At 51.2% G+C, this 13,030-nt stretch carries 11 protein-coding genes and 2 tRNA genes; 4 read left to right on the top strand and 9 right to left on the bottom strand.

Features of this window, described 5'->3' with window-relative positions; genetic code table 11:
- Nucleotides 1-23 precede the first annotated feature (23 nt).
- From ACZ45B_RS06225 to ubiE, 3 genes are all read right to left on the bottom strand, one after another.
- Nucleotides 24-110: transfer RNA gene (locus ACZ45B_RS06225), tRNA-Ser, on the bottom strand.
- A gap of 81 nt (nucleotides 111-191) precedes the next feature.
- Complete coding sequence (locus ACZ45B_RS06220) at nucleotides 192-908, bottom strand: metallophosphoesterase family protein (protein WP_024544397.1); 717 nt, start codon at nucleotides 906-908, stop codon at nucleotides 192-194.
- Between the two features lie 16 nt (nucleotides 909-924).
- Nucleotides 925-1,626: a bifunctional demethylmenaquinone methyltransferase/2-methoxy-6-polyprenyl-1,4-benzoquinol methylase UbiE gene (gene ubiE / locus ACZ45B_RS06215; RefSeq protein WP_024544398.1), complete on the bottom strand. Its 702-nt coding sequence runs from the start codon at nucleotides 1,624-1,626 to the stop codon at nucleotides 925-927.
- Nucleotides 1,627-2,127: 501 nt separating this feature from the next.
- Between ubiE and ACZ45B_RS06210 the strand changes: the two genes are divergently transcribed.
- Complete coding sequence (locus ACZ45B_RS06210; protein WP_024544399.1) at nucleotides 2,128-3,078, top strand: Hpt domain-containing protein; 951 nt, start codon at nucleotides 2,128-2,130, stop codon at nucleotides 3,076-3,078.
- 99 nt (nucleotides 3,079-3,177) lie between these two features.
- On the opposite strand, the gene murA is transcribed toward ACZ45B_RS06210, so the two are convergent.
- Nucleotides 3,178-4,494, bottom strand: a complete 1,317-nt coding sequence (gene murA / locus ACZ45B_RS06205) for a UDP-N-acetylglucosamine 1-carboxyvinyltransferase (protein ID WP_051352871.1) — start codon at nucleotides 4,492-4,494, stop codon at nucleotides 3,178-3,180.
- Between the two features lie 218 nt (nucleotides 4,495-4,712).
- On the opposite strand from murA, the gene ACZ45B_RS06200 reads away from it, so the two are divergent.
- Both ACZ45B_RS06200 and ACZ45B_RS06195 read left to right on the top strand, forming a co-directional pair.
- Nucleotides 4,713-4,798, top strand: a tRNA-Leu gene (locus tag ACZ45B_RS06200).
- A 73-nt stretch (nucleotides 4,799-4,871) separates the two neighbouring features.
- Nucleotides 4,872-5,657, top strand: coding sequence for a TrmH family RNA methyltransferase (locus ACZ45B_RS06195; RefSeq protein ID WP_024544401.1), 786 nt, complete (start codon nucleotides 4,872-4,874; stop codon nucleotides 5,655-5,657).
- On the opposite strand, the gene bcp is transcribed toward ACZ45B_RS06195, so the two are convergent.
- The 4 genes from bcp to ACZ45B_RS06175 all read right to left on the bottom strand — a co-directional run bounded on the left by bcp (nucleotide 5,654) and on the right by ACZ45B_RS06175 (nucleotide 10,567).
- Entirely contained in the window at nucleotides 5,654-6,133 is a 480-nt protein-coding gene (bcp, locus tag ACZ45B_RS06190; protein ID WP_464675014.1) for a thioredoxin-dependent thiol peroxidase, read from the bottom strand. The two genes, ACZ45B_RS06195 and bcp, sit on opposite strands and share 4 nt — an antisense overlap.
- Before the next feature lie 120 nt (nucleotides 6,134-6,253).
- Nucleotides 6,254-7,147, bottom strand: coding sequence for an agmatinase (gene speB, locus ACZ45B_RS06185; RefSeq protein ID WP_148293389.1), 894 nt, complete (start codon nucleotides 7,145-7,147; stop codon nucleotides 6,254-6,256).
- Nucleotides 7,148-7,211: 64 nt separating this feature from the next.
- Nucleotides 7,212-7,718, bottom strand: coding sequence for a response regulator (locus tag ACZ45B_RS06180; protein ID WP_158505965.1), 507 nt, complete (start codon nucleotides 7,716-7,718; stop codon nucleotides 7,212-7,214).
- Nucleotides 7,719-7,948: 230 nt separating this feature from the next.
- Nucleotides 7,949-10,567, bottom strand: coding sequence for an ATP-binding protein (locus ACZ45B_RS06175; RefSeq protein WP_051352865.1), 2,619 nt, complete (start codon nucleotides 10,565-10,567; stop codon nucleotides 7,949-7,951).
- Between the two features lie 95 nt (nucleotides 10,568-10,662).
- Here ACZ45B_RS06175 and ACZ45B_RS06170 point away from each other — a divergent pair, with 95 nt between their 5' ends.
- Nucleotides 10,663-10,998: a (2Fe-2S) ferredoxin domain-containing protein gene (locus ACZ45B_RS06170; protein ID WP_024544404.1), complete on the top strand. Its 336-nt coding sequence runs from the start codon at nucleotides 10,663-10,665 to the stop codon at nucleotides 10,996-10,998.
- Here the strand turns inward: ACZ45B_RS06170 and mnmG are convergent.
- Nucleotides 10,995-12,911, bottom strand: a complete 1,917-nt coding sequence (gene mnmG, locus ACZ45B_RS06165; protein ID WP_024544405.1) for a tRNA uridine-5-carboxymethylaminomethyl(34) synthesis enzyme MnmG — start codon at nucleotides 12,909-12,911, stop codon at nucleotides 10,995-10,997. The two genes, ACZ45B_RS06170 and mnmG, sit on opposite strands and share 4 nt — an antisense overlap.
- Between the last annotated feature and the right edge of the window lie 119 nt (nucleotides 12,912-13,030).

Here is a 13,030-nt window from a genome sequence, read left to right as displayed (position 1 = left end):
ATGGAGATTGATAAATTTTTGGACGGAGAGGGGGGGATTCGAACCCCCGTCCGAGTTGCCCCGAAACCTGATTTCAAGTCAGGCGCATTCAACCGCTCTGCCACCTCTCCAAAAGGGATGAGCAGACATTATCATAGCGTGAATTCTGACGGATCTGAAGCGGCTACCTCGAAATTCTGCGGGAGTGATGTTCAGAGAAAGGGCGTCACGGCGATCGCCTCAAGGGGTAAGCAGCGTTTTTCTGCGGTGTGACTATTGACTTGATATACCTCGCGTCGATCAATATCAAAGGCCGTTAACCAACCGCTTTTGGCGTGATAAACGCCGGTGTCGATATCCAACCAGCCCGGCCCCTGGGCAACTTGTCCCGGTTGTACCCCGGGAAAGGTGAAGGTAATGGTGTGGCCGACGATAATTAATTTATTCGGAAAATAAGGCTGGGCCATGGAGTGAAATTCTTGGCGTACCCAACAAAACTGGTCAGCGCCCTGTTGCTCAAGGGGTAAGTGGGGAGCAAGGCCAGCATGAACTAGCCAAACATCACCCAAGTCAAGGTGGGTGGGCCGTTCCCGTAACCATTGGAGATGCTCAGAGGGGATACGGCGGTTCTTATAACTCTGGAGTGTGTTCGCGCCACCGCTGTGATACCAAGTCATAAAGGTTTCTCCCTGGACACTACCATCGATGGCGATCGCCTCGATCATCATCACCTCATGGTTACCAAGGAGAGATTCATAGGAACTACGGCGCACAAACTCGATAATGTCAGCACTTCTGGGGCCACGGTCAATTAAATCTCCAAGGAAATACACCGCGTCATCCGCATCGGGAGCGACCAATTCAAGCAGGGCCATCAACGTTTCATAATGACCATGCACATCTCCTATGCAGATTCGTCGCTGACCCATCTGTTTTCTATCTCCATCATTTAATCGCCACTAGTACACCCATCATATCCCCGACGATACCATAGTGAACCGCTTCCCGGAAGCCCGTCGCTTTCGCCAACTTTTCCTGCTCTTTCCCGGAAGGAAAGCGCTCAATGCTGGGTTGAATGTAGGCGTATTCGTGGGTCAGCTGGAACTGTTCGGCAAGGGGGACAACAAAATGATTTAAATACCACTGTTGAAAGACCTGTTTGCTGGGGTCTTCTGGGCGGTGAAAGTCTAAAATCGCCACTTTTTTACCTGGTTTTAAAACCCGTTGCAGTTCCCCGAGAGCTCTGGGAATATCAACGACATTACGCAAACCATAGCCCATGGTAATCCCATCGAAATGATTCTCAGGATAGGGTAGATGCAGAGCATCCCCCTCCTGCCAGTGAATATCTAAGTGGGGACAGGTGCGGGCTTGTTTCTTGGCGGCGATCGCCAACTGCTGTGTCGCAAAATCTAGGCCAATGGTTTGGCCATAGATACCGACGGTTTTCGCGAGGAGCAGCGTGAGATCACCACTACCACAGCACACATCGAGGACGCGATCGCCGCTAGTCACCCCACTCCATTTCACCGCCATTTTCTTCCAAATCCGATGTTGACCGAGGCTGATCCATTCATTGAGGGCATCATACTGGGGAGCGATGCGATTAAAAATTCCTTGAATTGTTGTGGCGTTGGCTTTGGACATGGTTGGGGGCAATGTTATGGGAGCCAGAACGGACTGAGCAAAGTCAATATCAAACAGCTGTCTGGAAACACCCAGATATTTTGACACAATCCCAGACCCAAAGGGGTAGTGACTCATTCCCAGTCATGGTTTGTTCCTGGGAGGTAGTTTGGTATCCAGGAGCAAAAAACTTTTTTCTAATAGCTAGGGGCATTGGCCTGCTTTTTCGCTCTGAGCGATGACAGCCGGCAGCCATCTTTGACGCCTGGCCCCAAAGTCAAGCATCTGCATTGCCTCTACCTTTCTGAGGGTTATGCTATTTATTGTAGAATCAGACTGAATAGATTAATAAACCCAATCTAATTCTCATTGATTACGTTCCATTGGCCAGCCGATCGCCCTTGTCTCCCCATCCCAAAATGGCAGGGTATAGCTGCAACTCTCTGATAACGTTAGAACAGAGTGAACTCAACTCTTGTATCCCCTGCAACGCCAATCTCTAAATTGTGAGGAGAATCTACTGTGGATGCCGCCAGTCAACAAAAAATTCTTGGTTACTTCATTGAAGAAGCCAAAGAACACCTCGAAACTTTAGAGCAAGGGATTCTAGAACTGTCTGAGGTGGTAAATGATACAGAACGAGTCAATGAACTCTTTCGGGCGGCCCACTCAGTGAAAGGGGGAGCAGCAATGTTGGGCTATACCAGCATTCAAAAAACGGCCCACCGCCTAGAAGACGCATTTAAAATTTTTAAGGACCACCACATTGCAGTCGATGAAACCTTAAAGTCTCTTTTTCTCAGTGCCTATGATGTCCTCCAGGAGCTCCTCGAAAAACTCCAAAGTCCCTTTGGCCTCCAGGAAGAAGAAATCGGCAAGATTATGGCGGAGGCGGATCCCCAATTTAGTGAACTCCAAAGTTATTTAGACCGATTGGTCAGTAGCCCCTTGGAACCTGAACGGGTTCTCCCTCAGAAACCACCCGCTATGCCCGTCGCCCCTGCTGCTCCGGTAGCCACCCCACCAAGGGTTGCCGCGCCTGGTGATCCGGCATTTGGGAAGCAAATTCGTGAGCTCCTGCGGCAAATGCTGAGTTTGTTTCGTCAAGAGGCTACCCCAGAACAGCGGCAAAAACTCCAGAAATTATGCATTGAGCTGGCAAAGCTCAACAAAAAAGCAAAACCCTGGCAACAGGTGCTCAAAGCCAGTCACAAGGCGATCGCCAATCCAGCGCATTCTTTTCAGACCCTTGCTCCCATCGTGATCAAAGGTATCAAAGAAGCGGCCGATCTCCTGGAACAAAAAGCACCAGAGAAAATTATCATCCCGACGGATCTCAAAAATTTGGCGATCGCCCAACTGCCCTACATTTTGATTCCTACCGAGCCGAAAGAAGCCGCCCAAATTCTCAATCGTGCTTTTAGTGAAGCGCAGTTAGCTCAACTGGTGCAGGCCCTCAAGCACCGGGCTTGAGCTTTTTTCCTGGGTCTAGATCTAAGAAAAAGCCTACTCCCTAGGGAGTAGGCTTTAGATTCATCTTTGATTGAAATCGCAAGAAATCAGGCGATCGCCCTATAGGGTAGCGCTGAGACGTTCAATCTTGGCACCAAGCCCTTTGAACTTGCCTTCGAGGTCATCATAGCCGCGATCCATGTGGTGTACACCCCGCATAATCGTCGTACCTTCGGCGGCCAAACCAACGAGCACCAAGGCTGCCGAAGCCCGTAGGTCTGTCGCCATTACAGGGGCCCCAGACAGGAAGGGAACTCCTGTGATAATGGCATTATTGCCCTTGATTTTTACGTCTGCCCCCATGCGCTTAAACTCCGCTACGTGGTGCATCCGGTTTTCGAATACTGTTTCTGTAACCACACTATTGCCTTCGCACAGGGTCAATAGCGCCATAAACTGGGCCTGCATATCCGTCGGGAAGCCAGGATAAGGCAGCGTTTCAATATCTGTTGCCTGGAGAATGCCTTGGGGTTTAATCCGTAGACGGTTCGGAGCTTCGGTGATTACCCTAGTGCCTGTCGCTTCTAGCTTGGCGATGATGGGTAACAGATGATCTGGCACCACTGGGAAAATACTAAATTCCGACTGGGTGATCGCTCCAGCCACCAAAAAAGTCCCCGCTTCGATGCGGTCAGGGATAATCGGATAATCGGTGGCATGGAGGCGATCGCAACCTTGGATCACAATTTTGTTGCTACCATCACCACTGATTTTGGCACCCATGGAACGGCAGAAATTTGCTAGATCAACAATTTCCGGCTCCTGAGCCGCATTTTCGAGGATCGTTTCCCCTTCGGCGAGGGTGGCCGCCATCATCAACGTTTCTGTGGCCCCGACACTGGGATAATCCAAATAAATTTTGGCCCCCTGGAGGCGACGGCGATTTCCCTTCACGATGGCCTGAACAACCCCATGTTCAATGAGTACATCTGCTCCCATGGCCTGGAGTCCCCGCACGTGGAGATCTACCGGGCGTGCCCCAATCGCACAACCTCCCGGCATCGGCACTTTTGCTTCCCCGAGACGAGCTAAGAGCGGCCCAATGATAAAGAAACTTGCCCTCAGCTTAGAAACCAATTCGTAAGGAGCTTCAGCGGTACTGAGGTGACGGGTATCGAAATCAAGGCTGCCCGGGGTCGCCGTAATGGTCACCCCAAGGGACGCGATGACTTCCGCCATTCGTTTAATATCGGCGAGGTTGGGAATGTTGGTTAAACGGCATTGGTCGCTACAGAGCAAGGTTCCTGCCATAATTGCCAGGGCAGAGTTTTTGGCGCCGCTAATTTTGACTTCGCCACTGAGGGGGTGTCTCCCTTCAATTTTGAGGATGGTTTCAGTGGTCGTGCGGGTGGGGGTGAGGGGAGCAGAAGTTTTAATGGGTCGATCCTCCACAAATGGGATAGAAGATGAGGGAAATTTTGTCAAATTTTCGTCTTGATTCTACCGGAAACCATTGGCCGATGTTGATCAAAATTACACTTTTTTGTTCACGGTTTAGGATGGGTTCGCCGTGAATAGATAATCTTTTAGCAATTGACTTGACGTTTTGATATTATCAAGAAATAATTGTGAATTGTGTGCTTGCACATTAACCTGCGGAACTGGCGGAATTGGTAGACGCGCTAGATTCAGGTTCTAGTGGGAGTTTTATCCCTTGCGAGTTCAAGTCTCGCGTTCCGCATCTGAGTGAAATGTCAGCTTAATTTTTGTTGACGGCTGAATATTGTCAGAAACGGGAAAAGTCTGGGGCAAGGATGCTCACAAGTTTGCAAAACCCATTGGTTAAAGAGATCCGCCGGCTGCACCAGGGTAAGGAGCGGCAACGGCAGGGGCTTTTGTTGTTGGAGGGGACGAATTTAATCGAGGCGGCGATCGCCAAGGGGTTTTCTTTTCAGACGGTTCTATTTACAGAAGCTTGGCAGAACCGGTACCCGCAGTTAGCGGCGCAGCTACCGGGCGATCGCCAAATCCTTGTTTCGGCAGAAGTACTACAAAAGGTGGCGACAACGGTGAACCCCGACGGGATTGTGGCCACCCTAGCGCAGGGGTTAGTCTGTCAAACTCCCCCGGCAATGATTGATTTAGGCGTGGCGATCGAACGGCTCCAGGATCCGGGGAATCTCGGCACCATTATCCGTACGGTCACAGCTGCTAAGGGGGAGGCCCTATTGCTCAGTGGTGACAGCGTTAATCCCAGTAACCCCAAAGTCCTGCGGGCTTCTGCAGGGGCTTGGTTCCAGACCACGCCCATGGTCACATCGAGCTTTGTATCACAAATCCAGCATTACCGCATTCAAGGTGTCCAAGTTATCGCCACTCTCCCCCAGGCAACGAAAACCTACTGGGAGATCGACTGGCGGCAGCCGAGTTTGATTTTGTTGGGTAATGAAGGGGCTGGACTGTCCCCCGATGTGGCAGCCCTTGCGGATGAGGCAGTACAGATTCCCATGGGGCCTGGGGTAGAATCGCTCAATGTGGCGATCGCCTGCGGCTTAATGCTCTATGAAGCCCGTCGCCAGCGGGACTGTCAAACGCTCTAATTCCCTGACAGTTGGCCTTTGAGAGTGGCTAAAACCGCTTGCGCGTGGTCTTTTACCTTGACCTTTGACCAGAGGGCCGCGATGTTTCCTGCGGGATCGATTAAAAATGTACTGCGGACAATGCCCATATATTCTTTACCCATAAACTTTTTCAGTTGCCAGACTCCATAAGCTTCGGCCGTTTGGTGGTCAGGGTCACTGAGCAATTCGATCGCCAATTCTTTTTTTTCGATAAAGCGGCCATGGGATTTTTCTGAATCCGGGCTGACCCCCACGATTACAGCACCAAGAGCGGCAAACTCCGGGGCCAAAGTTGTGAAATCCAGCGCCTCGGTGGTGCAACCGGGGGTATTGTCCTTCGGATAAAAGTAAAAAACCAGCCATTGGCCGCCATAGTCTTTCAGGGTGCGGGTTTCGCCCTGGGCATTCTTGAGGGCAAAATCGGGGGCTACCTGGCCAATTGTCAGGGTCGTCATAGGTTATTGTCTCCAATAAAATCTTCGCCCAATAGGGTGACACAATCTGAAAGGTCGTGCCATTTAATCACGAAAAGTGAGGTTAGCCCTGATTGGCCAAGGTATTCTGCTGGTTTTGGGTTATCGATTTGCGTGCCAGTAGCCGATGAGTTTGTACACCAATTTAGCGGCGCTGTATTCAGAGACGACCGAATCTTGCAGTGGAGCGAGTTCCATAATGTCGCAGCCGATCACTTGACGGGTTTCGAAGAGGCGACGCAAAAAACGGAGGGTGCTGTACCAATCGATTCCACCGGGTTCTGGGGTGCCGACGCCAGCGATTAGGGTCGGGTCAATGCCATCGAGGTCGATGGTGAGGAACACTTTTTCGGTTTTAATCTGGGCGATCGCCGTTTCGATCCAGTTGGGATCATGTTGCATATCCCAGGCCCAAACCACAGGGATTTCCTTTTCCGCCAACAGATCCGCTTCTTCCCGACAGAGGCTGCGGATCGCCACGGGTAAACTGGGCAGCCCCAAATCCATCACCCGCCGCATAATGCAAGCATGGTTATGTTCTGACCCTTCATAGCTCTGACGCAGGTCGGCGTGGGCATCGATTTGCACCACTGTAAAGGGTTCCTGGTAAAAATCGAGATGGCCCTTTACCACCCCCGTTGTGATGGCATGTTCCCCTCCCAGGGCAATGATGAATTTGCCGTCTTTGAGCAACTTTTGGCTGGTCTCGCTGGTAATGGCTAACATTTCCTCAGCAGCAAGATTGGGGTTTTGTCTAGTGTCGGCGATCGCCTGATGGGTAAAGATGCCCACATCAAAACAAGTTTCCCGGCGCAGCTCATCGTCATAGCACTCCAACTGATGCGAGGCTTCTAACAGAGCACCAGGACCATGTTCACAACCTTTGCGATAGGTGGTGGTGGCCTCGTAGGGGATTGGCAAAATCACCACTGGAGACTCTTCATAACCCCGTTCAACTTCCGAGCCAATAAAATTATGTAAGGCAAATTCAGACATGGACATTCCCAATCAACCAAAAATAGACCTAAAACTATAGGGCAAAATGGCCCCAGTGGATCTTTTAGGACCCAAGATTTGGCAAGGTAACGAGATTGAGCCAAAAGGTGATGATATGTTGCACGACCGTAAAAAAGTCATCTACATCATTTGGCTTAGTGATAAAGCAATTAGCCTGGGCCCGGTAGCAGGACAAAATATCATCTTCTACCTGGGAAGTGCTGAAGATAATCACAGGAATTGCTTGGAGATGGGGGTCTTGTTTAATACGTTGTAATAACTCAATTCCCGATATTTTGGGTAAATTAAGGTCTGAAATAATTAAGGATGGATAGATGCAGTGGCCCAGGGAAGAGTTTGAAAAGGGGCGATCGCAAAGAGGTTGATTGAGCAGTTGCCATGCTTGCTCACCGTCCTGGGCCGTTTGTAGACAGAGATTGGGGAAGTGTTCTTCCATGACTTCTGCCATCAGCTCTAGGTAACCAGATTGGTCATCCACCATCAAAATGGAGCGTTGGACAGTGGTCAGGGAGCAGGCTTCGTAGGTTGAGATGGTTGGTGTGTGGGTCAAGGGCATTCGCTCGGCGTTGCCAGGAACAATGGGGCGAGGTGATTTACCCCAGAAATTTTTTATATTCCAATTCTATCGAACTTTTTTCGAGGCTCGCGCTTATTGTTTCGACATATTTGGCGGGGAAGAACAGTTGGCTCCATGAGGTTCTGGGGTTTAATAATTGTCATCCTAAAAATCGCGCCTCAAGCTTTCCATCAGCGGAAGTTTTTGGGGCACTAATACCGGTTTCAAGGTTTATCTGGAATGGTAGTGATGGGTAGTGTGAAATAGAAGGCCGCTCCCTGACCGGGTTGAGATTCGACCCAAATTTCGCCACCATGGATTTTGACAATTCGCTGGCAGATCGCTAGGCCGATGCCTGTACCGGGATATTCTTCTTGGGTGTGGAGCCGCTGGAAGATCTGGAAAATTCGTTGTTGGTGTTGGGGGTCAATGCCAATGCCGTTATCTTGTACTTTAAATTGCCAGTGGTGGGCAGTTTGGGTGGCACTAATGGTGATTTCGGGCTGGCGATCGCCTCGGTATTTGATGGCATTACTCAGGAGATTTTGCCAGAGGCTCTGCAGCTGGCTGGCATCCCCCAACACTTCGGGGAGGATCGCCGGATAGTGGAGTTGCACTTGAGCCCGTTTCAGCTTGAGCTTGATGTTGGCGATCGCCTGGTGCAGACAAGCGGCCATGGAGACTTTTTCCAGGGGATTTTGCCGGGTATTTAAGCGAGAATAGCGCAATAAATCTTGGATTTGTTCCTGCATTTTGTGGGTGCCCGTGGTGATGTGATGCAGGTAGCGCTGGGAGCGATCATCGAGGCGATCGCCATTGCGGCGCACCAATAGTTGCGCATAATTTGCCACCAATTGGAGGGGCTCCTGGAGATCATGGGAGGCGACATAGGCAAACTGCTCCAATTCCTGATTGGAGCGGGCCAATTCCTCGGTATAGTGACGCTGGCGCTGGATGAGTTCCGCCTGGTTGAGGGCGATGCAAATCTGGTTGATCAATTGGCGCAGCAAGTGTAGTTCGTCCGCACTCCATACCTGGGGAAAATGGCACTGTTGTACACAAATTAACCCTTTGAGATGGGGTTCCCCTTCAAGATCATCCAGGGCACTAACGAGCACAGGTAACACGGCATAGGCAATCACCCCATGTTCCCGCAACATGGCATCATGGGCGGGAGGAAATTTTGCCGCTTCCACATCAATGCAGGTCTGGAGTTCCCCCTGGCGAAATAGGTCAAAATCACCCCGATTAAAAGCCTCAGCCGGAAAGCGTTGGTGGAGCATGGAAGATACATCCGGACAAGCCGCTTCCGCAGTGACTTCTCCAACTTCACCATTGAGCATTTCCCAAAAAATCACCCGGTCGGCTTGGAGCGTTTTGCGCAGTTCCTGGACAGTGGTGCTGAGCATTTTGTTCATGTCCCAGGAACGCAGAATTTTCAGGGTCAGGGAGGCCAACATGTGTTGATGGCGGTTGTAGCGCATTTTTGTGAGTTCTAATTGCCGCTCCTCGGTGACATCCCGGGCGCTACCTTGGATTTGTTGGATATGGCCCTGGCGATCGCGGATCGGGATTAAGCAGGTGCGCCAGATCTGAGTGCTGTCTGGCAGATTAAGAACTTCCTCAAAAAGTAGTGTTTCGCCAATTTCTAAGCAGCCTTGAAAAGAATCACACAGTTGTTGGGCGAGGTGCTCTGGGAAGGCAGCCTGGGGAGATTTCCCAATAATTTGCCGCGGATAAACACCCATTTTGTCGCAGTAGGTGGGGTTAACCATCTCGAAGATAAATTCTGAAAGACTTTCACTACCATGGGCCGAATCTGAGGGGGGCTGTACCCGCACCAGAAAAATTGCTTCGGCGGAATGGGTGATAATTCCGGCATAGAGTGCTTCTGAACTTTCTAGCTCCCGTTGGGTGGCGGTGCGCATGAGGTAATGGTGCAATAATTCTGCGGCCATTTTGAGGGTTTGTAGCTCCAGGGCAGACCAAGCCTGGGGCCGGGGGTGTTGACCTGTGAAAATAAGCTGGCCCCAATGGTTACCTTGGTTGTCACACATGGGGAGCCCTAAAAAAGCTTTCACATCTAGAAATTCAAGGGGTTCTTTGAGCTCAGGGTGGTCGGCACGGTCGGCGATCGCCGTCACTTCCCCCAGGTCAAGGAGTGCTTGCCACCAAGGCAACGGAAAATCAGCTACTTTTTTGCGGCAAGGGGGCGATCCATCATGGGACCACTGTTCTAAGATGCTGGGGGGGGCACCGATTTTTCCGGTCTGATCCCAATGCCATTGGAGGATTGTAATCCGCTCCATTTGTAGGTGTCGCCCTAAAATGCCTAAGGCCATGTCTAGGGTAGATTGGGGCCGGAGGAGGGCTTGGGAAAATTTGACGAGAATTGTGGTGAGCTGGAGATGGGTTTGGAGTAAGTGGGTGCTAATCCAGGGGCGAGCGGTGTCGCCATTGCTAAAGGGAGCCCCCAGGGATTTTTCTTGGAGAATGGCTCGAAACGCCAATTCGAGGCTAAAGGGAGAGAGTTCTTCGGGGGGAATGCGTACTAAACCTAGCGGCTCAGGTAAAGGGGCAGCTGTAATGGCGATGGTGGGGAGGCCATAGGCAGCGATAGGGTCAAGCCAGGGTTGAATGGCTGCTTGGGGAGAAAAAAGAATGAGTAGATCGGCGCTCTCGATCGGAATTCCCCTGGGCTGCCAGTGCCAACTCAAGGCCCACCGAGAAATTTGACTGAGGTGCTTTTCGAGGGGCGATCGCCTGGGGTCTTCCCCGACAATCAAGACTTGTAAGGGCGCTGGAGCAGTGGTGCTTTTGTGAGCTAGGGGGGAAGACGTCATTGCGTCAATCTCAGGGAATGATAGAAATACACGACTTCATTGTCACCCCTAAAATTAAAATAAGCCGCTGTCATATTGCTTTTCCTTAACATGTTATGCCCCAGGAAATTTTTGCAGGGTCCCTTCTAGAACCAAAGGGCGATCGCCAGCTTCTCGTCTGCCAAGCTCCCAGTTGTCAGGCTCGGGGTAGCGCCCTCGTGCTGCGAACCTTCCAACAAAGTTCTTTACCGCCAGGGGTGACGGTGCAGCCTAGCCCCTGCCAAGGCCAATGTCATCTGGGGGTGACGGTGCGCCTGCTCCCTGAAGCAATTTGGTACTGTCAAGTAACTGCCGCGGATGTGCCCGCAATCTGTGCCGCCCTCCACAAAGGCGAGCTGTCCATCGCCGCTAAATTAAATCCTCGGATTCACCCCCAAGGCAAATCCATTTAGGACTTAACGGGCTCTTGGGGAGTTTGGCGGTGCTGCACTTCTAAATAGACCAAGAGAGCATTGATATCTGCCGGATTTACACCACCGATGCGGGTCGCTTGGCCAATGGTGAGGGGGCGCACCTTATTTAATTTTTCCCGCGCTTCCATCGAGAGGGTTTCCACCGTCAGATAATTCAGACCTTCCGGCAGTTTGCGGTTGGTATGGCGACTGATTTGATCAATTTGGCTTTGTTGGCGCTTAATATAACCAGAATATTTGATGTCAATTTCTGCTCCTTCCTTTTCCGTCTGGGTCAAGCGGTCATTGCCAAGGCCATACTGTTCCAGATTAGTGTAATGAAATTGGGGCCGCCGCAATAGATCTGCTAAGGTCACAGAACTTTTGATTTTTTGGCCCGTATCCGCGACGATTTTTCGCCCCAGGTCATCGAATTCCTTGACCCGTTCTGTGTGCAACCTTTCCTTTTCCGCAACGATGTTGGCTTGTTTTATTTGGTAAAGTTCCCAGCGGCGATCGTCAATGAGGCCAATTTCCCGACCCAGGGGTGTTAACCGTTGATCAGCATTATCGGAACGCAAAATCAGGCGATATTCCGAGCGGGATGTGAGCATCCGGTAGGGTTCCCGCAGGTCCTTTGTGCAGAGATCATCGATCAGGGTTCCCAAGTAACTCTGCTCCCGGGGGAAAACCACCATTTCTTTGTCCTGGGCAAATTTAGCCGCATTAATCCCAGCCACAAGTCCCTGGGCTGCCGCCTCTTCATAGCCTGTGGTGCCGTTGATTTGTCCCGCTGAAAACAGTCCTTCCACCCGCTTTGTCATCAAGGTCGAATAGCACTGGGTGGCCGGCAGATAGTCATATTCCACCGCATAGGCGGGCCGCAGCATCACGCAATTTTCCATGCCTGGTAAGCTCTGGAGCATTTGCAACTGAAGATTTTCTGGGAGCCCCGTGGAAAAACCCTGGATATAAAGTTCAGGGATATCACGTCCCTCTGGTTCGATGAAAATTTGGTGGGAATCTTTGTCAGCGAAGCGGACGATTTTATCTTCGATGCTGGGGCAATAGCGCGGCCCCTTGGAGTCAATGAAGCCGCCATAGATGGGTGACAGATGGAGATTGTCTTTAATGATCTGGTGGGTTTTAGCGGTGGTGCGGGTTAGGTAACAGGCCATTTGCTCCCGCTCTACCCAGGCTTCTGGGTCAAAGCTAAACCAGCGAATTTCCTCATCGGCGGGCTGCACCTCCATTTTGGAGTAATCTACGGAACGGCGATCGACCCGGGCCGGCGTTCCCGTTTTCAGGCGACCTGTTTCAAAACCCAGCTCGTTTAGCGTCTCGGTCAGTCCCACCGCTGCAAATTCCCCAGCACGGCCCGCCGCCATAGATTTATTGCCGATCCAAATGGTGCCGCCTAAAAACGTTCCTGTCGTTAGCACTACCGCCTTCGCACCGAAACAGGTGCCGAAATAGGTTTGCACTCCACAGATTTCGTCGTTATCCCCCAGCACTAAATCCGTCGCCATCCCTTCACGGATCACCAAATTTTCTTGGTTTTCAACGATATTTTTCATCACCGCTGCATATTCGCGTTTGTCGGTCTGAGCTCGCAAGGCCCACACGGCTGGCCCCCGGGAAGCATTGAGAACCCGCTTTTGTAGATAGGTGCGGTCGGCCATTTTGCCAATTTCACCCCCTAGGGCATCAACTTCGTGGGTGAGCTGGGATTTTGCCGGGCCACCGACAGCGGGATTACAGGGTTGCCAGGCGATTTTGTCGAGGTTCAAGGTCAGCATCAAAGTGCGACAACCGAGGCGGGCAGCGGCGAGGGCTGCTTCACAACCAGAGTGACCTGCACCAATCACAATCACATCAAATTGATCTTGGAAATCGACGGGGGTTCGCAGCATGGTGGTCTTTCGGAATTTTGGATGGGTTGGGGGATTGAATATTCTATTTTATCGCCCTTGTAAAGGCCAGGTAATTCACTCGGTAAAGTAATCACTGTCAATTTTTTTGAGCTTATACA

Source organism: Picosynechococcus sp. NKBG15041c (assembly GCF_055380235.1).
This window is presented reverse-complemented; position numbering and strand designations above follow the sequence as displayed.

What these genes read in the sequence shown, in the direction of transcription:
- ubiE (WP_024544398.1), bottom strand. Translation starts at nt 1,626, where the DNA reads ATGTCCAAAGCCAACGCCACAACAATTCAAGGAATTTTTAATCGCATC.
- speB (WP_148293389.1), bottom strand. Translation starts at nt 7,147, where the DNA reads ATGTCTGAATTTGCCTTACATAATTTTATTGGCTCGGAAGTTGAACGG.
- ACZ45B_RS06220 (WP_024544397.1), bottom strand. Translation starts at nt 908, where the DNA reads ATGGGTCAGCGACGAATCTGCATAGGAGATGTGCATGGTCATTATGAA.
- ACZ45B_RS06195 (WP_024544401.1), top strand. Translation starts at nt 4,872, where the DNA reads ATGCTCACAAGTTTGCAAAACCCATTGGTTAAAGAGATCCGCCGGCTG.
- bcp (WP_464675014.1), bottom strand. Translation starts at nt 6,133, where the DNA reads ATGACGACCCTGACAATTGGCCAGGTAGCCCCCGATTTTGCCCTCAAG.
- ACZ45B_RS06170 (WP_024544404.1), top strand. Translation starts at nt 10,663, where the DNA reads ATGCCCCAGGAAATTTTTGCAGGGTCCCTTCTAGAACCAAAGGGCGAT.
- mnmG (WP_024544405.1), bottom strand. Translation starts at nt 12,911, where the DNA reads ATGCTGCGAACCCCCGTCGATTTCCAAGATCAATTTGATGTGATTGTG.
- ACZ45B_RS06175 (WP_051352865.1), bottom strand. Translation starts at nt 10,567, where the DNA reads ATGACGTCTTCCCCCCTAGCTCACAAAAGCACCACTGCTCCAGCGCCC.